The sequence below is a fragment of the Lysobacter sp. H23M47 genome, from assembly GCF_015209765.1.
GTDB lineage: Bacteria > Pseudomonadota > Gammaproteobacteria > Xanthomonadales > Xanthomonadaceae > Novilysobacter > Novilysobacter avium.
Genome location: NZ_CP063658.1, coordinates 1,414,499 through 1,434,780, shown reverse-complemented (window position 1 = coordinate 1,434,780; position 20,282 = coordinate 1,414,499). Strand labels below are relative to the sequence as shown.

General features: G+C 64.6%; 20 protein-coding genes. 13 read left to right on the top strand and 7 right to left on the bottom strand.

The window, feature by feature from the left end:
- Window positions 1-125 precede the first annotated feature (125 nt).
- The 4 genes from INQ43_RS06510 to INQ43_RS06495 are packed head-to-tail and all read left to right on the top strand — an operon-like array spanning window position 126 to window position 2,842.
- Window positions 126-584: an iron-sulfur cluster assembly scaffold protein gene (locus INQ43_RS06510; RefSeq protein WP_194035654.1), complete on the top strand. Its 459-nt coding sequence runs from the start codon at window positions 126-128 to the stop codon at window positions 582-584.
- On the top strand, window positions 581-1,771 hold the full coding sequence (locus tag INQ43_RS06505; RefSeq protein ID WP_194035914.1) for an FAD/NAD(P)-binding oxidoreductase: 1,191 nt from the start codon (window positions 581-583) through the stop codon (window positions 1,769-1,771). The genes INQ43_RS06510 and INQ43_RS06505 overlap by 4 nt, the downstream gene beginning before the upstream one ends.
- Window positions 1,772-1,783: 12 nt before the next feature.
- The gene (locus INQ43_RS06500; RefSeq protein WP_228062415.1) at window positions 1,784-2,236 is read left to right on the top strand and encodes a hypothetical protein; all 453 of its coding nucleotides are present in this window, start codon (window positions 1,784-1,786) and stop codon (window positions 2,234-2,236) included.
- A 30-nt stretch (window positions 2,237-2,266) separates the two neighbouring features.
- Window positions 2,267-2,842: a DNA-3-methyladenine glycosylase gene (locus INQ43_RS06495; protein ID WP_194035913.1), complete on the top strand. Its 576-nt coding sequence runs from the start codon at window positions 2,267-2,269 to the stop codon at window positions 2,840-2,842.
- Window positions 2,843-2,922: 80 nt separating this feature from the next.
- Here the strand turns inward: INQ43_RS06495 and INQ43_RS06490 are convergent, their stop codons facing one another.
- The 3 genes from INQ43_RS06490 to INQ43_RS06480 form a co-directional block, all read right to left on the bottom strand.
- Complete coding sequence (locus INQ43_RS06490) at window positions 2,923-4,194, bottom strand: replication-associated recombination protein A (RefSeq protein WP_194037595.1); 1,272 nt, start codon at window positions 4,192-4,194, stop codon at window positions 2,923-2,925.
- A gap of 109 nt (window positions 4,195-4,303) precedes the next feature.
- Complete coding sequence (lolA, locus tag INQ43_RS06485) at window positions 4,304-4,933, bottom strand: outer membrane lipoprotein chaperone LolA (protein WP_194035912.1); 630 nt, start codon at window positions 4,931-4,933, stop codon at window positions 4,304-4,306.
- A 94-nt stretch (window positions 4,934-5,027) separates the two neighbouring features.
- Window positions 5,028-7,394, bottom strand: coding sequence for a DNA translocase FtsK (locus tag INQ43_RS06480; protein ID WP_305058197.1), 2,367 nt, complete (start codon window positions 7,392-7,394; stop codon window positions 5,028-5,030).
- Window positions 7,395-7,599: 205 nt separating this feature from the next.
- Between INQ43_RS06480 and trxB the strand changes: the two genes are divergently transcribed.
- The 4 genes from trxB (at window position 7,600) to infA (ending at window position 10,842) form a co-directional block, all read left to right on the top strand.
- Entirely contained in the window at window positions 7,600-8,556 is a 957-nt protein-coding gene (trxB, locus tag INQ43_RS06475; RefSeq protein WP_194035648.1) for a thioredoxin-disulfide reductase, read from the top strand.
- 16 nt (window positions 8,557-8,572) lie between these two features.
- On the top strand, window positions 8,573-9,757 hold the full coding sequence (locus INQ43_RS06470; RefSeq protein ID WP_194035910.1) for a GNAT family N-acetyltransferase: 1,185 nt from the start codon (window positions 8,573-8,575) through the stop codon (window positions 9,755-9,757).
- On the top strand, window positions 9,738-10,520 hold the full coding sequence (gene aat / locus INQ43_RS06465) for a leucyl/phenylalanyl-tRNA--protein transferase (protein ID WP_194035909.1): 783 nt from the start codon (window positions 9,738-9,740) through the stop codon (window positions 10,518-10,520). Before INQ43_RS06470 ends, aat begins: the two co-directional genes overlap by 20 nt.
- 103 nt (window positions 10,521-10,623) lie before the next feature.
- Window positions 10,624-10,842 carry a translation initiation factor IF-1 gene (gene infA / locus INQ43_RS06460; protein ID WP_036193457.1) on the top strand — a complete coding sequence of 73 codons (219 nt, stop codon included), beginning with the start codon at window positions 10,624-10,626 and terminating at the stop codon, window positions 10,840-10,842.
- A gap of 106 nt (window positions 10,843-10,948) precedes the next feature.
- Here the strand turns inward: infA and clpA are convergent, their stop codons facing one another.
- Both clpA and clpS read right to left on the bottom strand, forming a co-directional pair.
- A complete protein-coding gene (clpA, locus tag INQ43_RS06455) occupies window positions 10,949-13,228 on the bottom strand; it encodes an ATP-dependent Clp protease ATP-binding subunit ClpA (RefSeq protein ID WP_194035644.1) in 2,280 nt (759 codons plus the stop codon).
- 73 nt (window positions 13,229-13,301) lie between these two features.
- On the bottom strand, window positions 13,302-13,622 hold the full coding sequence (gene clpS, locus INQ43_RS06450; protein ID WP_194035643.1) for an ATP-dependent Clp protease adapter ClpS: 321 nt from the start codon (window positions 13,620-13,622) through the stop codon (window positions 13,302-13,304).
- Between the two features lie 99 nt (window positions 13,623-13,721).
- Between clpS and INQ43_RS06445 the strand changes: the two genes are divergently transcribed.
- Genes INQ43_RS06445 through hflD form a run of 4 tightly spaced genes read left to right on the top strand, consistent with a single transcriptional unit; the run spans window position 13,722 to window position 16,524 of the window.
- Window positions 13,722-14,249 carry a hypothetical protein gene (locus INQ43_RS06445; protein WP_228062414.1) on the top strand — a complete coding sequence of 176 codons (528 nt, stop codon included), beginning with the start codon at window positions 13,722-13,724 and terminating at the stop codon, window positions 14,247-14,249.
- Window positions 14,250-14,726, top strand: coding sequence for an NUDIX hydrolase (locus INQ43_RS06440; protein WP_194035642.1), 477 nt, complete (start codon window positions 14,250-14,252; stop codon window positions 14,724-14,726).
- Between the two features lie 53 nt (window positions 14,727-14,779).
- On the top strand, window positions 14,780-15,871 hold the full coding sequence (gene mnmA / locus INQ43_RS06435) for a tRNA 2-thiouridine(34) synthase MnmA (RefSeq protein ID WP_194035908.1): 1,092 nt from the start codon (window positions 14,780-14,782) through the stop codon (window positions 15,869-15,871).
- Window positions 15,872-15,921: 50 nt separating this feature from the next.
- Window positions 15,922-16,524, top strand: coding sequence for a high frequency lysogenization protein HflD (gene hflD / locus INQ43_RS06430; protein ID WP_194035784.1), 603 nt, complete (start codon window positions 15,922-15,924; stop codon window positions 16,522-16,524).
- A 45-nt stretch (window positions 16,525-16,569) separates the two neighbouring features.
- Here hflD and INQ43_RS06425 read toward each other — a convergent pair whose 3' ends face one another.
- Both INQ43_RS06425 and INQ43_RS06420 read right to left on the bottom strand, forming a co-directional pair.
- Window positions 16,570-16,968 (bottom strand): type II toxin-antitoxin system VapC family toxin, encoded by a 399-nt coding sequence (locus INQ43_RS06425; protein ID WP_194035640.1) that lies wholly within the window; start codon window positions 16,966-16,968, stop codon window positions 16,570-16,572.
- Window positions 16,965-17,198 carry an AbrB/MazE/SpoVT family DNA-binding domain-containing protein gene (locus INQ43_RS06420; protein ID WP_194037593.1) on the bottom strand — a complete coding sequence of 78 codons (234 nt, stop codon included), beginning with the start codon at window positions 17,196-17,198 and terminating at the stop codon, window positions 16,965-16,967. The genes INQ43_RS06425 and INQ43_RS06420 overlap by 4 nt, the downstream gene beginning before the upstream one ends.
- A gap of 278 nt (window positions 17,199-17,476) precedes the next feature.
- Between INQ43_RS06420 and acnA the strand changes: the two genes are divergently transcribed.
- A complete protein-coding gene (gene acnA / locus INQ43_RS06415) occupies window positions 17,477-20,233 on the top strand; it encodes an aconitate hydratase AcnA (RefSeq protein ID WP_194037482.1) in 2,757 nt (918 codons plus the stop codon).
- The last annotated feature ends 49 nt before the right edge of the window (window positions 20,234-20,282 follow it).

The window sequence follows — 20,282 nt, the reverse complement described above, 5'->3', positions numbered from 1 at the left end:
CGCCCCGCCCCATCCAGGAACACCCGATCCGGAGAACCGCTCACTGCTCGTTTCCCCCACCGTGCTACGGTGACTGGAGTCAATCCAGGAGACGAGATATCACCACGCAAGTTGACGGTTCCTCCATGGAATCGCTCTACGAAGCACTCAAGAAGTACGTGCCGCAGGTACGAAAAGACAAACGCCTGCAGGTGCCGCCTGCGCGTTCGGTCGATGTCTACAGCGAAGTCTGCGGCAGCAAACTCACGCTGGATGCCGAGATCGTTGACGGCCGTGTTACCGACGTGGGCTACCGTGTCCGCGCATGCTCGCTCGGACAGGCATCCACCGCGATTGCAGCGCAACGCGCAATCGGTATGGACGCCGAAGGCCTGGCCCGTGTCCAGACCCAGCTTGAGCAACTACTTTCCGGTTCATCCGAACCCGATGCCCCACTCGACTGGCCTGAAGTCGAGATTTTCGCCGCCGCCAAGCCGCACACCGCCCGCCATGGAGCGATTTTGCTTCCATTCGTGGCGTTTCAGAAGCTGTTTGCCAACGAAAACGCCCAAGGCGGCGGCGCAACTGAAGGAGAGTCCGTGTGAAAAAAGATATTTTCGTGATCGGCGGAGGGATCGGCGGCACCATGACCGCCAACAGCCTCGTCGCCAAACTCTATCCGGAGATCCAGCGCGGCGAAGTCCGCGTATCCCTGATTTCCAACAGTCCTTGGCACTACTACAAACCCGCCTTCATGTACGTCGCGTTCGGCATGTTCTACAAGAACGAATTGCGTCGCAGGCAGGCATCGCTGCTGCGTCCCGAAGTCAATTTCATCCTCGATGAAGTCACTGCGTTCGACTTCAAGGACAGCAGGTTGCGCACCAAGTCGGGTGCAGACCACAGCTACGATTACCTGGTGGTATCCACCGGCTGCATCCCCTCCCCCGAGCGGATCGAGGGTCTGGTTGAAGGCGGAGACCATTTCTACCAGCACGACCCGGCGCTCAAGCTGTACAACAAGCTGCGCACGATCGAGAAGGGGCGCATCTTCATTGGCGTGACCTTTCCGCAGACGCCAAACGTGCCCCATCAGTGCGGCATCGCGCCGATGGAGACCACGCTCATGCTGGACGACCTGCTGCGGAAACGTGGCGTTCGCGATCAGGTCGAGATCGTCTACACCTACCCCACGATCTCGCAGCTGCTGCGCAACTGCCTGTTCCTGCAAAAGGACGTCGGCGAGGTGCTGCCGGGCGTGTTCGAATCCAAGGGAATCGAGTACAAACGCGGCTTCACCCTCAACCGGGTGGATCCGGACGCCAAGGTCGCCTATTCCGAGGAAGGTGGCGAGGAGCCCTTTGACATCCTGATGCAGACGCCGCCGATCCGCGCGGTCGATGCCGTCCTCAACTCCGGCGTATCGGAGGCACCGAACAATGAAGGCTGGTTGCCCACCGATCGCCTGACGATGCAGATGGACGGGTTTCCCAACGTGTTCCCCATGGGCGACACGGTCGACCTGCCAATCAGCAAGGCAGGAGGCAGCTGTCACAACCAGGCGCCGGTGATCTGCGACAACATCGCTGGCCTGATCCGCCTGGGCCACACCGTCGCCGAATACGACGGCAAGGTGCAGGCGGTCGCGCAGATGGGCCTGGAGGCAGGAATGCCGCTCTGGTACGACTACGACAAGGATGTTCAACCCACCCCCGCGACGAAGGTCGGCGGACTGATGCGCAAGGCATTCAACCGTGGCGTGTACTGGTCCGTCGCCCGCGGCCTGGTCTGAGGAGGAGCAAACATGAGTAACGAAATGGAAGCACAGGCCCAGCCGATGGGCTCGCTCGCGGATCTGGCACGCCAGTCTCCCGAGTTGAATGATCAGGCAACGCTGCAAGGCATCTCCGACATCGTCGCCAAGCTGGCCCCGCTGTTGCAGGGCAAACGGCTGCACAACGTCGTGGACCTGTTGTCGGCGGTGTCGGACGTCGTCGACATGGCCGACGACGCGATGGTGCAGAAGATGATGAAGGGCTACGAGGAAGTTGTTGCCGGCGCCTGGAACCTGAGCAACATCACCCGCCATTCGGCCGCAGAGGCAGGCCGCGTGGAGACGCCGCCAACGCTGTGGCAGGGCATCCGGGAGTTGAACCGTAACGAGGACGCCCGACGCGGGCTCCTGGTGGCGATGAACCTTCTGAGCAGTGTCGGTCGCCAGGCGCGGATCGCAGGCGAGCCGATCACGGAGGACTGAGGAAGACCGCAAACGAATCCTTTTCGCACGTTGAAAAGCACCCTTCCAGCAAGCTTCTACCAGCGGGCCGCGACCGGGCTCGGGCCCGTGCTGCTGAATAAATTGCTGGTGGCCTCCGACGGCCGGACCGGCCGGATTGTCGAGGTCGAGGCCTATACCGGCTCTGACGATCCCGCATCGCATTCGCACCGGGGCAAGACGCAGCGGAACGCGACGATGTTCGGACCGCCCGGGCTCCTGTATGTCTACCTCAGCTACGGCATCCACTGGTGCGCGAACGTCGTGTGCGGGAGCGACGGCGAAGGCACCGCGGTGCTGATCAGGGCGCTGGAGCCAGTCGCCGGACTGCAAAGGATGCGGGAAGCCCGCACCAAGGCGCGTCGCGACCTGGACCTGTGCCGCGGTCCGGCAAGGCTTGCGCAGGCGCTTGGCATCACCGGCGATGACGATGGAACCGATCTGGTCGACGGGCCTTTTCGACTGGTGGACGACGGCGTACCTCCCCCACCCGCTCCCGTGGTAACGACCCGCATCGGGATTTCGCGGGCGACGGATCTGCCGTGGCGATGGTACGTGCCCGACAATCCGCATGTTTCCCGTTTGTGACCGCAGGTTGAGGTCGCCGCGGACGAGTGCTGCTGGCGTTCGCCACCCGCACATGCGTCGACGCGCTGGGCCGTAGCGCGCTACCTGCGCTTTGCCGCCGCCTGGCGCGCGGCTCGGATCCGGTCGATCTTTTCCTTCAGCTTGATCTCCATGCCCCGCTCAACCGGTCGGTAGTAGACCTGCTCACCCATCGCGTCAGGAAACCCGGTCTGCTCCAGTGCGATGCCGTCGGCCGAGTCATGATCGTACTGATAGCCCTTGGCGTAGCCCAGTTCCTTCATCAGTTTGGTTGGCGCGTTGCGCAGATGCATCGGCACCTCCTGCGTACCGTGCTCGCGCACGTCCCGGCGGGCGGCGTTCCACGCCGTGTAGGTAGCATTGGACTTGGCGGTGCTCGCCAGATAGATGACCAGTTGAGCCAGGGCCAGATCACCTTCCGGGCTGCCAAGCCGGTCGTAGGTGTCCCACGCGTCGATCGCCATCTGCTGCGCGCGCGGATCGGCCAGCCCGATGTCCTCAGTCGCCATCCGCGTCAGCCGACGCGCCAGGTAGGCCGGATCGCAGCCTCCGTCCATCATCCGGGCGAACCAGTACAGGGCCGCGTCGGGGTTGGAGCTACGTACCGATTTGTGGAGGGCGGAGATCTGGTCGTAGAACTGCTCGCCACCCTTGTCGAAGCGGCGGGTCCGGTCGGCGAGGACCTGCACCAGCGTCGCCGGGGTGATCTCGCCCTCCTCGCCCAGCGCGAGTTCGGCGGCGATCTCCAGCAGCGTCAGTCCGCGGCGTACATCGCCATCCGCGGCGCCGGCAATCTGCAGCAATGCCTCGTCGGTGACGGCCAGGTCCTGGCCGCCCAATCCGCGCACGCTGTCATCAAGCGCGCGGCGAAGTGCGATCGCGATGTCATCGGCCGAAACCGCATCCATGAGATGCACGCGGCAGCGTGACAGCAGCGCTGAATTCAGTTCGAACGAGGGATTCTCGGTCGTCGCACCAACAAACAGGATCGTGCCGCGCTCGATGTGCGGCAGGAACGCGTCCTGCTGGGTCTTGTTGAACCGATGCACCTCGTCGACGAACAGCACGGTGCGCCGCCCTTCGGCAAAACGCTGCGCCGCCTCTGCCAGCACCTTGCGGACTTCCGGCAGGCCGGACAGCACCGCCGATATCGCCCGGAACTCGGCATCCGTATATTGGGCCAGCAGCAGGGCGAAGGTGGTTTTGCCACAGCCCGGCGGCCCCCACAGGATCATCGAGTGGGCGTGGCCGGATTCCACCGCGCGGCGCAGCGCCGACTCGGGTGCGAGCAGGCGTCGCTGGCCGACCATCTCGTCCAGCGATTCCGGCCGCATGCGCTCGGCAAGCGGCCGCAGCGCACTGTTGTCCACGCTCAGCAGATCAGGCGTTGTGACAGATGCATCGGTACCGGAGGCGCGCGATCTGGCCAAGCTGCGGGATTGATCAGCCTTCGCCGATCACGTCAACGCCCTTGGGCGGCGTGTACCTGAACGTGGAAGCGGCAAAGTCGGGATTGCGCTTCCACTGGGCGAATTCGATGCGGGTACGTTGACCGACCGCGTCTTCGACCTCCATGCGCATCAGCTTCGCGCCGGCAAAGCCGAGGCGCGCGGTGCGGAAGCTCGCCTCTTCGTCGGTTTTGGGCGCCAGGCTCAGCCAGTCCAGACCGTCCGCCTTGCCGGCTTCCTTGACCACGAATCGCTGATCCAGCTTGGCCGGCTCAAACAATGCGGAAAGCGGGCTGCTCTGCTCCTCGGCCCCCTGATTGCGCACGGTTACCTGCTCCAGGTCGGGGTCAAAAATCCACACCTTGTTGCCATCGGCGACGATCAGCTGGGGATAGGGTTTGACGTACTCCCAGCGAAACAGATGCGGCACCGAGAGCTGCACCTGCCCGGTGGAGGTCTCCTTGAGCTTGCCACCCGCGTCATACACCTCCTGGGTGAAGGTGCCATCCAGCCCGGTCAGGCCCTTGGTAAATTGCGAGAGATCATCGCGTGCGCCCGCGAGCGCGCTGCCGGCGACGAACGCGCCCAGCAGCAATCCGGTACCCCAGCGAATCATCGGGTTCATAGGTCGATCTCCGGTTGCATCAACATTGCTGTCCAACGGACGTCAAGTGTGTGCGAATCAAGCTGAACGGGTACGCCACATCATGCGTCGCCATTCAGTCCCGAGGCGGCGGTGGCGCCAGCACGCTGCGGTCGCCGTTGTGTTCCTGGGGACTGACAATCCCGGCTGCCTCCATGGCCTCGACAAGGCGCGCGGCGCGGTTGTAGCCGATCTTGAGGCGGCGCTGCACACCTGATATCGACGCCCGTCGCGTTTCAGTGACCACCCGGACCGCTTCGTCGTACAGCGGATCGGATTCATCGCCGCTGCTGACGGTTTCCGGCAGGCCACCCGGTCCTACCACTACCCCATCGCCCATGGTCTGGACATCCTCCAGAACCCCGGTGATGTAATCGGGGCCACCGCCGGTCTGCTTGAGGAACTCGACCACGCGATGCACTTCATCGTCGGAGACGAACGCACCGTGCACGCGCTCGGGCATTGCGGTGCCCGGCGGCAGGTACAGCATGTCGCCGTTGCCCAGCAGCGTCTCCGCGCCGGACTGGTCGAGGATGGTCCGCGAGTCGATCTTACTCGACACCTGGAAGGCGATCCGGGTCGGGATGTTGGCCTTGATCAGCCCGGTGATGACGTCCACCGACGGCCGCTGGGTCGCAAGAATCAGGTGGATCCCGGCGGCGCGGGACTTCTGTGCCAGGCGGGCGATGAGTTCCTCGACCTTCTTGCCGACGATCATCATCATGTCGGCGAATTCGTCGATGAAGATCACGATGAACGGCAGCGGTTCCAGTAGTGGCGCGGCCTCGTCGATCTCCGGATTCGGTTTGAACAGCGGATCGCTCATCGGCTGGCCGGCGTCGATCGCGTCGCGCACCTTCTTGTTGAAGCCGGCCAGGTTGCGCACGCCGACCGCGCTCATCAGCTTGTAGCGGCGCTCCATCTCCGCCACGCACCAGCGCAGCGCGTTGGCCGCCTCCTTCATGTCGGTGACCACCGGCGCCAGCAGGTGCGGAATGCCCTCGTAGACCGAGAGTTCCAGCATCTTGGGGTCGATCATCAGCATCCGCACGTCTTTCGCCGATGCCTTGTAGAGCAGGCTCAACACCATCGCGTTGACGCCGACCGACTTGCCCGAGCCGGTGGTTCCGGCGACCAGCAGGTGCGGCATGCGCGCCAGGTCCGCCACCGTCGGACGACCACCGATGTCCTTGCCCAGCGCGATCGTCAGCGGACTGGAGGACTTGTCGTATTCCTTCGAACGCAGCAGCTCGGAGAGGTAGATCATCTCGCGCTTGTCGTTCGGCGTTTCCAGGCCGATCACCGCCTTGCCCGGAATCACATCGACCACGCGGACCGCCTTCACCGACAGGCCGCGGGCGATATCCTTGTCCAGCGAACTGATCTGGCTGACCTTGATCCCGGGCGCCGGCTCGATCTCGAAGCGGGTGATGACCGGACCCGGATAGGCGCCGACCACGGTGGCGTCGATGCGGAAATCCTTGAGCTTGAACTCGATCTGCCGCGACAGGGTCTCCAGCGTCTCGGAGTTGTAACCCTTGGGCTGCGGCTTCGGATCATCCAGCAGCGACAAAGGCGGTATGCCACTGCCATCGCCGACATTGAGCAGCGGGATCTGCTGCTCGCGGTGGGCGCGGTCGCTGCGCTCCACCGCCGCCGGTGCGGGTGGCTCGATCCTGACCGGCGCCCGTTTTGCCCGCAATTCCGTGTCGACCTTGCGGACCTCCTCGCGCTCCTCGCGCAGCGCCCGGGTGTGCTGCCACTCGCTGGCTTGCTTCGTGCCACGCCGGAACAAACCGCCCAGCACCGGCCCCAGGCGCATCACACCCTGCCCGATGCGGTCCATCACGGCCAGCCAGGAGATGCCGGTGGCCAGGGTCACCGACACCAGCAGCAGCGCGAGCAGGAACAGGTTGCCGCCGACCGGCCCGAAGCCCTTGTACAGCGAGTCCCCCACGAGCTTGCCCAGGATGCCGCCGGCGCCGGCCGAAAAGTCCGCCACCGGGCCGATGCGCAGTTGCAGCAATCCGGTCGCCGAGACCAGGAAGCCGACGATGCCTACCAGGCGAAGCGCGGGACCGAGGTCGGCTTCGCCGTCGCCGTCGGTATCCATTCCGAACAGCGCGATCCAGGCGACCAGACCGAGCATCACCGGCAACAGGAACGCCACGTAGCCGCACAGGGCGAGCAACACACTCGCCGTCCACGCGCCGAAATAGCCGCCCACGTTGCTTGTCGGCGCCGTCACACTGACCGACTGCGACCAGCCCGGGTCGGTCGGCGAATAGGTGAAAAGGCTGGCGACCAGGTACAGCAGGACCGGCGCGATCAGGATCATCGCAATGTCCCGCATCAGCCGCTGGCGCCCTGGCGACGGCGATTTCGCAGCGCTGGAGCTCAGTGGGGCTTTCTTTTTCCGGGATGCAGCCGACGCTTGCGCCACCGTGATGTTCCGCCTTAGCTAAGTTGCGTTAGCCATTGAATATACGTGAAAAACTGGTCCAAACCGAATCAAGCGCCTGCGATGCAACGATCCGTTTCCGCCCCTCCGCCTTGTGTTGCCGGGACCCGGACTCCAAGCTATGGAGCATCCGGGCAGCCGCGCTGATGCTGCCGCCGCGTCTCCTACAACCGTTGCGATTATAGCCATGACCCCAAACAAACACGCCCGTCTCATCATCCTGGGCTCAGGCCCTGCGGGCTGGACTTCCGCGGTGTACGCCGCACGCGCCAACCTCAAACCGCTGCTGATCACCGGCATGCAGATGGGCGGCCAGTTGATGACCACCACCGACGTCGACAACTGGCCCGGCGATGCCCATGGACTGCAGGGGCCCGACCTGATGTCGCGCATGCAGGCCCACGCCGAGCGTTTCGACACCGAGGTGGTGTTCGACCACATCCACTCGGCCGACCTGTCGCGCCGCCCGTTCCGCCTGATCGGAGACAGTGGCGAATACACCTGCGACGCGCTGGTCATCGCCACCGGCGCCAGCGCCAAGTACCTGGGACTGGAATCAGAGACCAAATACATGGGCAAGGGCGTGTCCGCCTGCGCGACGTGCGACGGCTTCTTCTACAAGGAACAGGAAGTGGCGGTCATCGGCGGTGGCAACACGGCCGTCGAGGAGGCACTGTACCTCTCCAACATCGCCCGCAAGGTCTATCTGGTGCACCGCCGCGACACCCTGCGTGCGGAGAAAATCCTGCAGGACAAGCTGTTCGCCAAGGCCCAGGCGGGCAAGATCGAACTCATCTGGGATCACGCGGTCGAGGAGGTCCTGGGCGATGACTCGGGCGTGACGGGCATGCGCCTTCGTTCGACCAAGGATGACCAGAGCGTCCGCGAGATCGAGGTCAACGGCTTCTTCGTGGCGATCGGCCACACCCCCAACACCTCGTTGTTCGAAGGCCAGCTGGAAATGAATAGCGGCTACCTGCAGATCGAGTCCGGCCTGGCCGGCAACGCGACCCAGACCTCGGTACCCGGCGTGTTCGCAGCCGGCGATGTGGCCGACCAGGTCTACCGCCAGGCGATCACCTCGGCCGGCTTCGGTTGCATGGCCGCGCTGGACGCCGAGCGTTTCCTCGACCTGGAAAGCTGACGACCGGCAATCGCCCATGAGCGCCCTGCTCGCTCGCACCGTCGCCAGCCTGGATGAGATCGAGCCCGCGGCGTGGGATCGCTTGCACGACGGCAGCAATCCGTTCGTGCAGCATGCGTTCCTTGCGGGACTTGAGCGGCACGGCTGCATCCAGGCGCAGTGGGGGTGGACTCCCAGGCACCTGACACTGTGGCGCGACGGTGCGTTGGTCGCCGCCGCGCCCGGCTACCTGAAGGAGAACTCGCACGGCGAGTTCGTGTTCGACCACGCCTGGGCCCGCGCTTACGCATCGCAAGGCCTGGCGTACTTCCCCAAGCATCTCTACGCGGTGCCCTACTCCCCGGTCACCGGCTCGCGCCTGCTGGCCGGCGGCGATGCCGGGCTTGAGCGTGCGCTGGTCGATGCCATGGCCGACGATGCGGCGCGTATGGGCAACTCTTCGGCGCACGTGAATTTCCACCCGGCCGGCCAGCAGGGAGCATTCGAGGACGCCGTAACCAGCAGCCAATGGCTGGCCCGCATCGACGTCCAGTACCACTGGAGCAACCACGGCGACTGGGACGACTTTGCCGGGCTCCTGGGCGCGCTCAGCCACAAGCGTCGCAAGAATATCCGCCAGGAACGCGCCCGCGTTGCCGCCGCCGGGGTGAGCTTCCGGATCGTCGATGGCACGAGCGCGACGGCGGAAGACCTGCGCCGGATCCATGGCTTCTACCTGCAGACATTCGCCGACTACGGCAACCACCCGGCCTTGACGCTGCCCTTCCTGCACCATCTCGCCGCGACGATGCCCGGGTCACTGGTCCTGTTTTTCGCCGAGCGCGACGGCCGACCCATCGCGGGTGCGCTGTGCCTGCGTGGCGACGACACGCTGTACGGGCGCTACTGGGGCTCGATCGAAGACGTGCCTGGCCTGCACTTCGAGACCTGCTACTACCAGGGCATCGAATACTGCCTGCGCGAAGGCCTGTCGCGCTTTGAGCCCGGCGCGCAGGGCGAGCACAAGCTCGCACGTGGTTTCCTGCCCGAGTTCGTGCATAGCCGCCACTGGATTGCCGAGCCGGTGTTTCGCGATGCGTTGCGGCCCTGGTGCCGGCAAGAGACCGAATCGGTGCGCAGCTACGCGCGCACGCTGTCCGCGCATTCCCCGTTCAAGCAGGCCGAGCCCGGGCCGGCAGCCGATGCCGATCTATCTTCCTGAATTGTCGGACGATCCGGTCGCGCCGTTTCCGGATCCAAGGACCGCCCTGCGAGACCCGGATGGCTTGTTGGCAATGGGCGGCGACCTGTCGCCAGCGCGGCTGCTGACCGCCTATTCCAGCGGAATCTTCCCCTGGTACTCCGAGGGCCAGCCGTTGTTGTGGTGGTCGCCCGACCCACGCACGGTTTTCCTTACGAATGGCGTCCATCTCTCCCGCCGATTCCGCCGCGATCTGCGACGATCCGACTGGACGGTCACCGCCGATGCCGCGTTCCGGCAGGTCATCGACAACTGCGCGCAAACCCCACGTGCGGGCCAACCCGGCACCTGGATCACCCGCGCGATGTGCGAGGCATACGACGGGCTGCATGAACTGGGGTACGCGCATTCCATCGAGGTCTGGGATGGCGTGATTCTCGTTGGCGGGCTGTACGGCGTGGCCATCGGCAGGATGTTCTTCGGGGAGAGCATGTTCAGCGCCGCGCCCGGAGGATCCAAGATCGCACTGGCCGCGCTGGCCCATCATCTGGACCTGCGAGGCTGGCCGCTGATCGATGCGCAGGTTGAGAATGCGCACCTCATGTCGCTGGGCGCCATGTCGTGGCCGCGCGATCGCTTTCTGGATATTGCCGGCGCGCTGGCTGGCGAGGAGGGTGAGCCAGGCACCTGGAGCGAACGCTTCGGTCGACTCTCCGCATCCTGCCTCGCGGACGCGCCCGTTGTTACCACCGGGGCGGCCGGCCCAATCGGACGCGGCACGTGAACAGAAAACCTGCGCCGATTTTGCGTGGTCGACCTGATCGTGTCAGAATGCCGGGCTTCGCGGCCGCATTGTTGCGCCGCCATTTGAGTGATACAGGAAACACATGGCAAAAGACGACGTGATCGAATTCGAGGGCACGGTGGCGGAAACCCTTCCGAACACCCTGTTCCGCGTGCGCCTCGAAAACGGGCACGAGATCATCGCCCACATTTCAGGCCGGATGCGCAAGAACTACATCCGCATCCTGACCGGCGACAAGGTAAAAGTGGAGATGACCCCGTACGACCTCACCAAGGGGCGCATCACCTACCGCAACAAGTAATCGCGGCGGGTACAACACAAGAAAAAGGCGGCCAGTGGCCGCCTTTTTTGTGACTCCGAACCGAAATGCCGGGCCGGCCACGACGGCGGACCCGGACGGCAGTCCCCTACTCCACCGAGGCAGGCAGCAACTTCTCCGGCTCGGGCCACGAGTCGATCACCAGCTCGTCGTCCTTGACCTCCACGCTGACGCGGCCGCCGTTCATCAGCTTGCCGAACAGCAGCTCGTCGGCGAGCGGGCGCTTGATCCTGTCCTGGATCACGCGCGCCATCGGCCTTGCGCCCATCTGCGGATCGAAGCCGTGCTGGGCCAGCCACTCGCGCGCCTCCGGCGTGGTTGACAGCGTGACGCCCTTCTCCTGCAGCTGTGCTTCCAGCTCGATCAGGAACTTGTCCACCACGCGCAGGATGTGCTCGAAGCCCAGTGCATCGAACTGCACCACCGCGTCCAGGCGGTTGCGGAATTCCGGACTGAAGGCCTTGCGGATGGCTTCCATCGCGTCGGTGCTGTGGTCCTGGCGGGTAAAGCCGATCGTCCGTCGCGACGCCATGGCGGCACCGGCGTTGGTGGTCATCACCAGGATCACGTTGCGGAAGTTCGCCTCGCGGCCGTTGGTGTCGGTCAGCGCACCGCGGTCCATGACCTGCAGCAGGATGTTGAAGATGTCCGGATGCGCCTTCTCCACCTCGTCCAGCAACAGCACGCAATGCGGCGTCTTGACGATCTTCTCGGTCAGCAGGCCGCCCTGGTCGAAGCCCACGTAACCCGGGGGCGCACCGATCAGGCGCGACACGGAGTGCGGCTCCATGTACTCGGACATGTCGAAGCGCACCAGTTCGATACCCAGTTGCAGCGCAAGCTGACGGGTCACCTCGGTCTTGCCCACGCCGGTCGGGCCGGCGAACAGGAAGTTGCCGATCGGCTTGTCGGGATTGCCCAGGCCGGAACGCGACAGCTTGATCGCGGAAGTGAGCGAGTCGATGGCCGGATCCTGGCCAAAGATCACCATCTTCAGGTTGCGCTCCAGGTTGCGCAGAACGTCCTTGTCGGTGGCCGATACCTGCCGCGCCGGAATCCGGGCCATCTTGGCCACGATCGTCTCGATCTCGTCGACATCGATCTGCGATTTGCGCTGGCCCTCGGGCAGCAGGCGCTGGCGTGCACCCGCCTCGTCTATCACGTCGATCGCCTTGTCCGGCAGCAACCTGTCCCCGATGTGCTTGACCGACAGGTCCACCGCCGCCTGCAGCGCGTCGTCGTTGTAGGTGACGCCGTGGTGGGTCTCGTAGCGCGGCTTGAGCCCCTGCAGGATCTCGACGGTCTCGCCCGGGGTCGGCTCGACGATATCGATCTTCTGGAAGCGGCGTGCCAGGGCGCGGTCCTTCTCGAAGATGCCGCGGTATTCCTGGAACGTGGTCGAGCCGATGCAACGCAGGTCGCCTGAAGACAGCGCCGGCTTGATCAGGTTGCTGGCATCCATGGTGCCGCCCGACGCCGAGCCCGCACCGATGATGGTGTGGATCTCATCAATAAACAGGATCGCCTCGGGAATCTTCTTCATCTGCGCCAGCACCGCTTTCAGGCGCTTCTCGAAGTCGCCGCGGTACTTGGTTCCGGCCACCAGCGCGCCCAGGTCCAGCGCGTAGATGATGGCGTCGGCCAGCACCTCGGGGACTTCGCCGTCCACGATACGCTTGGCCAGGCCTTCAGCGATGGCGGTCTTGCCCACGCCGGCTTCACCCACGTACAGCGGGTTGTTCTTGCGGCGGCGGCAGAGCACCTGGATCGTGCGCTCGACTTCCTCGCCGCGGCCGACCAGCGGATCGATCTTGCCGTCGCGGGCCAGCTGGTTGAGGTCAACGGCAAACTCCGACAGCGCATCGGCCTTGCCCTCGCCTTCGGCCTCCGCCGGGCGCGCTTCGCCATCGGTGGGCTGGCTGTCTTCGCCATCCCCGTGGCGCGCAATGCCGTGGGACAGGTAATTCACCACATCCAGGCGGGCGATGTCCTGCTGGTTGAGGAAGTAGACGGCGTGCGAATCCTTCTCGCCGAAGATCGCCACCAGCACGTTGGCGCCGGTGACCTCCTTCTTGCCGGAGGACTGCACGTGGTAGACAGCGCGTTGCAGCACGCGCTGGAAGCCCAGGGTGGGCTGGGTGTCGCGGTCGAGGTCATCGGGAAGTACCGAGACCGACGTGGCAATCGCTTCTTCCAGGTCGCTGCGCAGGCGGTGGTCGTCCGCGTCGCAGGCCTTCAGGACCGATTCGGCCGAGGGGTTGTCTAGCAGGGCCAGCAACAGGTGCTCGACCGTCATGTACTCGTGGCGTGCCTCACGGGCGCGCTTGTAGCACTGGCCGATGCTGAACTCGAGATCTTTACTGAACATGGGGCGTGTGCCTCCGGTAACTACTGCATCCCAAGATGGGGGTGCCGGCACCGATTTCCACGCCGCCGACGCTTCAGGCCCTTTCCATCGTACATAGCAACGGGTGTTGGTTCAGTCTGGAGAACTCGTTGACCTGCGCTACCTTGGATTCGGCCACGTCGCGCGTGAAAACCCCGCATACCCCGCGACCACGGGTATGCACGTGAAGCATGATCTGGGTGGCATTCTCCGCGGTCATAGGGAAAAAGCGCGTCAGTACCTCCACCACGAAGTCCATCGGGGTGTAGTCATCGTTGAGCAGCAGCACGGAGTACATCGGCGGCGGGGCCAGCTCGGGCCTGCCCGCCTCGGCAACGGTGCCGTGGTGGTGCTCGGTTTCAGTCTGTCTTGGCATGCGCGCATTATAGATGGCCGGATCGACGCATTGCCGCCCCCGTATGGACGCGCTTCAGGCACTGCCTCAGAATTGACGTTTTAATCAGGGGCCGCATCCATGAAACTGAATCACAGCGCCGTTGGCGCCCTAGGGGTCGCCATGCTCATGGCCAGTACGGGTGCTGCGGCGCAGTACGCAACCGTCGGATCCACCCGGTCTGCCGCCGTGGAAGCGCCCGCCGTCGAGGTCTCGATCGGCAGGCAGCTCGACGAGCTTGGCTACGACCACGACGTCGACGACGACGGTGATTTCAAGCTGGTCCTGGAAATGGAAGACGACCGCACCCAGCTGGCGTACGTGCGCAGCCCTGTGCACGAGTTCGGATCGCACAGGATCCGGGAAATCTGGTCGCCCGCCTACCGTGTCGATGGCGGCCGGTTTCCCGCGCCAGTCTCCGTGCGCCTGCTGGAAGACTCCCACGACTCCGTCCTTGGCAGCTGGGTGAAACAGGGCGACATCGCGATGTTCGTGGTGAAGATCGCTGCAGATGCGAGTACCACGGAACTGAAGGACGCCATTGCCGCCGCCGTCACCACCGCGGACGCCATGGAAACCGAGTTGAGCCCCGGCTCCGATGAGTTCTGAATGAGCTACCGTGAAGGCCGCTTCTGGCAACCGGACGTGACCGTGGCGACCGTCGTCGAGCACGACGGGCGGCTGCTGATCGTCGAGGAGACCTCCAAGGGGCGGTTGGTGCTGAACCAGCCTGCCGGACACCTGGAGCCAGACGAGAGCCTGCAGGAGGCCGCGGTGCGGGAAGCCCGCGAAGAAACGCGCTGGGACATCCGTCTGACTGCATTTATCGGTGCCTACCAGTGGAGCGCACCGCCGCTGGAGCCCGGCGACAAGGCGCGCTACTACCTGCGCTTTGCATTTGTCGGTGACGCGCTTGGCGAAGATCCGTCGCGCACCCTCGACGACGGCATCGCCCGGGCGCTCTGGATGACCCCGGAGGAACTGGAACAGGCCGCCGATCGTCATCGCAGTCCGCTGGTGTGGCGGACGGTCGCCGACTACCTCGCCGGGCAGCGGCATCCCCTCGCGCTGTTGCAGCAGGCGTGATCCCGACTGGACCATTGACGGGCGGCGCAGGCGGACCGCGCACGGTTGTCGGCATGTCCGGTGGTGTCGACTCCTCGGTCGCCGCGATGTTGCTGCGGGACGCAGGCGAGCCCATCGCCGCTCTGTTCATGCAGAACTGGGCGGACGATGGCAGCGGCGACTGCCGCGCCGACGAGGACCGACGCGATGCGGTGGCGGTCTGCGGCCGGCTTGGCATCCCGATCCATTTCCGTGATTTTTCCGGCGAGTACTGGGATGGTGTGTTCGCTCACTTCCTTGCCGAATACGCGGCCGGCCGTACGCCGAATCCGGATGTGCTGTGCAACCGGGAAATCAAGTTCAAGCACTTCCTGGACTCAGCCCGCGAGCTGGGTGCGGAATTCATGGCGACGGGGCACTACGCCCGCGTTGATTACCACCACGGCAGGCACCGCCTGTTGCGGGGGGTCGATCGCGACAAGGACCAGACCTACTTCCTCCACCAGTTGGGCCAGGAACAGCTCGCGGCGACGAAGTTTCCGCTGGGGGGCCTGCACAAGCCGGCCATTCGCCGGATGGCGCAGGATGCGGGACTGCCGACGGCTGCGAAGAAGGATTCCACGGGGATCTGCTTCATCGGTGAACGCGATTTCCGCAGCTTCCTCGGCCAGTACCTTCCCGCCCGCAGCGGCGAGATGCGCACACCGGACGGACAGGTTATAGGCACCCACCCGGGTGTGTTCTATTTCACCCTGGGACAGCGCGAGGGACTCAATATCGGCGGCGTACGCGGCTTTGGCTCCCAGCCCTGGTACGTCGTCGGCAAGGATGTGGCGGACAACGTGCTCTATGTGGAACAGGGCAGTGATACGCCATGGCTGAAATCCGGCCTGTTATGGTCCGAACAGGCGCACTGGATCGGTGGCGACCCACCGGCAGATCGATTCCAGTGCACCGCGCAGACGCGCTACCGGCAGGCCGATGAGGCCTGCGAGGCCATCGTCGGCGATGATGGCTGCCTTGAAGTGCGCTTCGCCAACCCCCAGCGTGCAGTCACTCCCGGGCAATCGCTGGTCCTCTATGACGGGTCCGTATGCCTGGGCGGCGCGGTGATCGCCCGCACCGATGCTCCCCTCGAACAACGCCTGAGAACCGCCGCCGAATGACCGACATTGGATCCACCGCCATTCCATCGCCCAGCACCCGCTTCAACCCGATGTCCGACCGCGTGTTGGCTCTTGCCGGGCTCGCCCAGGCCCTGGCGCAGGTAAGGCGCATTGCCGATACCGGGCAGGCGGAGGCTTCGGTGCTGGAAACCATGCTCAGCTCGGTCTTCCAGATCGACGCCGCGTCCGTGGCCGATGTCTATGGCGGTGCGGCGGCGTTGAGGCCGGGGCTGTTGTTGCTGCGGGACTACTTCGGTGGGACCACAAAGGACGCGCAGCTGCCGCGTCTGGCCCTGTCCGTCACCCAGCTGGAGCGCCGCTTCGTCGCCGACATGGACATGGTCAGCGAAGTGCAGGAAGGCATCCTCGCGCAGAAGGACAAGGCCGATGAGCTGGGCGTCGCCCATCCCGAAGTGCTCGCCGCGCTTGGCGGGCTTTACTCGAAAACGCTGAGCAACCTGCGACCGCGCGTGCTGGTGCAGGGCAACCCGCACTATCTCGGGCAGCCGGCGGTGGTCGCCGAGGTGCGCGCCGTGCTGCTGTCGGCGATCCGCTCGGCGGTGCTGTGGCGTCAGTCGGGCGGTGGATTCCTCGATTTCATTCTGCGCAGGCGCGATCTCGCTGCGGCAGTGAACGCGCATCTGGGCGGCTGAACCACGATCACAAGGCACCCCTGCGGGGCGAGTCTGGATCCGCGATCAGGGGCGCGGGACGATCAGCTTGAGACCCTTGAAATAATCCCGATAGAACGAGTCGTTCCAGGTGATGAGCGCGTCGCACTGGAGCAGCGCATGGGCTCCCACCAAGAAGTTGGCCAATCGTTCCGATGCGCCGCTGCGCTCGCGGTGCCGGCGTTGCATCTCACCAGCACGCAGCGCGGACTTGGCCTCCAGCGGACTGAAATGCAGGCCCATTTCTTCCAGTGCCTCGTGCACCTGCGACCCGCCGCGCAGCGAGGCACAGATTTCCGCGAGCGTTACGCTGCAGATCACGACCCGACCGGCGACAAGCGCCTGGCGGAGACACGATTCGACCGCATCGGCCTGTGGTCCATCGCTGAGAAGCTCAACAACGACCGGCGCGTCGACCGCGATCATCGCCGCTGTCCACTGTCGCGCGATGAGCCCGGTTTGCTGTCGTCCGGTTCGACCCTGTCCAGCTCGAACTTGCCACGAACCCGCGACAGGGCGTCGTCAACGCTCTTGCTCAGGATGATGCGGCTGCCCTCGAGTTCCACTTTCAGCAGCGTGCCCTTGCTCAACCCCAGCGCGTCACGCACCGCTTTGGGCAAAGTGATCTGGCCGCGCTCTGCAACGGTAACGTCCATAAGGTCCGCAAAATAGGGGTATGTCTTCATAATACATACTTTTTCAGGCATACTCTGTCCAGTCCAAGTAGAGTTGAGCGCCATTGGAATCGGCGCCGCGTTCACAAACGTGATGACGCGATCAACACGCCTGGCCTTGTAAGCTGGATCCCCTCGTGGGTGGATCCCGCAATCTGTCGCTGTTCGCCACTGCCCCCGTACCAGCTGCCAACAACATCGCAAGGAGACGGGCCGCCCCAGCCCTGTCCCGCACGCCATCCGCAACAAGGAGCTCCCCCATGACGACCGACTCGTTCTCAACGCTCGACCGCCTCGAGGTCAACGGCAAGCAATACAACTATTTCAGCCTCCGCAAGCTGGGCGAAAAGTTCGACATCGCCCGACTCCCCTATTCGATGAAGGTCCTGCTGGAGAACCTGTTGCGCCACGAGGATGGCGGCATGACGGTTGGCACCGAGCACATCGAGGCGGTGGCCAATTGGGATCCGAATGCCGAGTCCGCGCGCGAGATCGCCTTCATGCCCGCCCGCGTCGTCCTGCAGGACTTCACCGGCGTGCCATGCGTGGTCGACTTCGCCGCGATGCGCGATGCGGTCACCCGGCTGGGCGGCAGGCCGAACCAGATCAATCCGCAGATCCCTTCCGAGCTGGTGATCGACCACTCGGTACAGGTGGATGTCTACGGTCGATCCGACGCGCTGGACATCAACGGGCGGATCGAGTTCGAGCGCAACAAGGAGCGCTATGGCTTCCTGCGCTGGGGCCAGAAGGCGCTGGAGAACTTCAAGGTCGTCCCGCCCAACACCGGCATCGTCCATCAGGTCAACCTGGAAAAGCTCGCCCGCGTAGTGATGGAGCGCGAGATCGACGGCAAGCTGTTCGCCTATCCCGACACGGTCTTCGGCACCGACAGCCACACCACGATGATCAACGGCATCGGCGTGCTCGGCTGGGGCGTGGGCGGCATCGAGGCGGAGGCCGCCATGCTCGGCCAGCCCTCTTCGATGCTCATTCCCCAGGTGGTTGGCATGAAGCTGACCGGCCAGTTGCCCGAGGGCGCGACCGCCACCGATCTGGTGCTCACCGTGACCGAGATGCTGCGCAAGTACGGCGTGGTCGGCAAGTTCGTCGAATTCTTCGGCGAGGGCCTGCAGCACCTTCCACTGGCGGATCGCGCCACCATCGGCAACATGTCGCCCGAGTACGGCGCCACCTGCGGCATCTTCCCGGTGGACGCTGAAGCGGTGAAGTACCTGCGACTTTCCGGTCGCAGCGAAGAGCAGATCGCGCTGGTGGAGGCTTATGCGAAGGCCCAGGGCATGTGGCATGAGCCTGGCCAGCCCGACGCCAAATATTCCGCGACGCTGACACTGGACATGAGTCAGGTTCAGCCCTCGCTCGCGGGCCCGAAACGGCCGCAGGACCGGGTGTTGCTGAGCGACATGCAGGAAAACTTCCGCACCAACGTCAAGGGCTTCACCAGTAACCGCGGCGTCGGCTGCGCGGTCATCGAAATGAAGGAAGAAGGAGGCGCGCAGCCGCAGGCCGAACGACTGGCCGCCAAGCCGATTTCCACTATCAGCCTGCACGACGAACAACACGAGCTGACCGATGGTTCGCTGGTGATTGCGGCGATCACCTCCTGCACCAACACCTCCAATCCGGCGGTGATGATCGGTGCCGGCCTGGTGGCCCGCAAGGCCGCCGCGAAGGGCCTGAAGTCCGCACCCTGGGTGAAGACCTCCATCGGCCCAGGCTCGCGCGTGGTAACCGACTACCTCGAAAAAGCGGGGCTGCTGACCGACCTGGAGAAGCTCAACTTCTACATCGTCGGCTACGGCTGCACGACCTGCATCGGCAACTCCGGTCCGTTGGCGGAAGAGGTCTCGCGCGGCATCGCCGAGAACGATCTGGCCGTCGCGGCGGTGCTGTCGGGCAACCGCAACTTCGAGGGCCGCATCCACGCCGAAGTGAAGATGAACTATCTCGCTTCCCCGCCGCTGGTGGTCGCCTACGCCATCGCCGGCACGATCGACATCGATCTGGCCAACGATTCGCTCGGCAAGGACCAGGACGGCAACGACGTCTATCTGCGTGACATCTGGCCTACGAACAAGGAAATCAGCGACACGATCGCTGCCACCGTTGGGCCGGAGTTGTTTGCACAGAACTACGCCGACGTGTTCAAGGGCGATGCCCGCTGGAACGAGATCGAGTCGCCCGACGGCGAATCCTTCGCCTGGGACGAGGGCTCCACCTACATCAAGAACCCGCCCTACTTCGATGGCATGACGATGGAGGTTGCGTCGATCGACGACATCCGCGGTGCGCGGATCATGGGGCTGTTCGGTGACTCGATCACCACCGACCACATCTCGCCGGCGGGTGCCATCAAGGCGGACTCGCCCGCGGGCCGGTTCCTGGAGTCGCGCGGCGTGCAGCCACCCGACTTCAACAGCTACGGCTCACGCCGCGGCAATGACGACGTGATGGTGCGCGGCACATTCGCCAACATCCGCATCCGCAATCAGATGCTGGACAACGTGGAAGGCGGCTTCACCAGGCACTTCGACAAGGACGGCAACGGCACGCAGATGGACATCTACGACGCGGCCATGAAGTACAAGGCCGAAGGCGTGCCACTGGTGGTGTTTGCCGGCAAGGAATACGGCACCGGCTCGTCGCGCGACTGGGCGGCCAAGGGCACGATCCTGCTGGGTGTCAAGGCAGTCATCGCCGAAAGCTTCGAGCGCATCCACCGTTCCAACCTGGTCGGCATGGGCGTGCTCCCGCTGCAGTTCAAGGCGGGTGAAAGCGCAGTGGCGCACGGTCTGGACGGCTCGGAGATGATCAGCGTGACCGGCTTGAACGACGGCGCGTCCAAGACCGCCACGGTGCTTGCGACCAAGGCCGACGGCAGCGAGAAGCGCTTCGAGGTGGACGTGTTGTTGCTCACGCCCAAGGAAGTCGAGTACTACCGCAATGGTGGCATCCTGCACTACGTGTTGCGCGACCTGGCCAAGAAGGCCGCCTGACGCACACTTTTTGCCGGCCCGGCTGCCACAGCCGGGCCGTGTGATGGAG